Genomic DNA, 840 nt, shown 5'->3' on the forward strand with positions numbered 1-840 from the left:
TACGCCGACGAAATCGCCGATCGCAACGACGGCCACGAGCCCCGGCACGTCGGCCACCGACGCGCGGTCGACGTCGACGAGCGAGGTGCCGACGAACGAACCGCTGTCGTGGCCCGCATACGGCGGCCGCACGACACGACCGTGCAGCATGCCCGGCACGCGCATGTCGTGCACGAACGTGAGCTGGCCGGTTGCCTTCGCGGGCAGGTCGACGCGCGGCGACGACCGGCCGACGATCCGGTATTGGGCGGGATCCTTCGTGCGGGTGTTCAGGTCGAGTGTCAGCGCGATCCGGTGCGCGGCGACGAGCGAGGCGAACGTAGCGGTTTGCCCGTTCGCCGAGATCGTCGCATCGTCGATGTGCAGTTGCGCCGCGTCGACACCGAACCGTTCGGCGGCGAGCGCCAGCAGCGTATGACGCGCCTGAGCGGCCGCGCAGCGCAGCGGCGTCGCGGAAATCTGGATCGTCGCGCTCGCGATGGTCGGGCCCTGGTTCGGTGTCGCGGCCGTGTCGCCGAGCACCATCGTCACGCGCGCGGCCGGCACGTCGAGTTCCTCGGCGACGATCTGCGCGAGCGACGTGCGGATGCCGGTGCCGAGATCGACGTGGCCGTTGAACGCGAGGATGCGGCCGTCGTCGAGAATCGCGACGAACACTTCCGGCAGCGCCGGTACGTAGGACGACAGGCTGCCCGGCTGGCCGGGCGCCGGCTTGACGGGCGGCGCGGGCGGCCGGATCACGGTCAGGCAGCCGTCGCGCGCGAGCAGTTCGGAGCGGTTCACGGATGGGGGGTCCTGTCGAGGGAGCGACGTCGCACGGATGGCTGCGGCGTACGCGGG

General features: G+C 71.4%; 1 protein-coding gene. It reads right to left on the reverse strand.

Annotation, left to right across the window (positions count from 1 at the left end):
- Positions 1-783 (reverse strand): molybdopterin cofactor-binding domain-containing protein (locus G3N99_RS41015; protein ID WP_206125285.1); only part of this gene is annotated, 783 nt, incomplete at its 3' end.
- Positions 784-840: the final 57 nt, after the last annotated feature.

It is taken from the genome of Burkholderia sp. Ac-20392 (assembly GCF_017104585.1).
GTDB lineage: Bacteria > Pseudomonadota > Gammaproteobacteria > Burkholderiales > Burkholderiaceae > Burkholderia > Burkholderia lata.